The organism is Mesorhizobium sp. M8A.F.Ca.ET.165.01.1.1 (assembly GCF_004792065.1).
GTDB lineage: Bacteria > Pseudomonadota > Alphaproteobacteria > Rhizobiales > Rhizobiaceae > Mesorhizobium.
Genome location: NZ_SRTH01000192.1, coordinates 1 through 309 on the forward strand (window position 1 = coordinate 1; position 309 = coordinate 309).

General features: G+C 66.7%; 1 pseudogene. It reads right to left on the bottom strand.

Annotated elements, in window-relative coordinates:
- A pseudogene (locus tag EN808_RS35705) lies at positions 1 to 309 on the bottom strand (muramidase); the annotation flags it as partial.

The window sequence follows — 309 nt, forward strand, 5'->3', positions numbered from 1 at the left end:
AATTTCTCCCAGCGCGCGCCAAGCACCGCTACCAGCTCCTCGATGGTCGGCGGCGTCGCGACATCGGCATAGGTGATGGTGACCTTGCCGGCGAGGCCTGCTGCGCGCGGGATCGGCACCGGGATGGAGGCGAGGTAATCCGCCGGCACGTCGATCAGCCCGCCGAAGGCCCATTGCTGGCGCAACTCATCGGCTTTCATCGGCGCGACGCTGACATCGATGTCGTTGGGCGTGCCCGGCACGCGATAGGGACAACGGAAACGGCCGCAATTGGCCTGCGCCGAGAATTGCCACAGCGCGTAGCCCTGC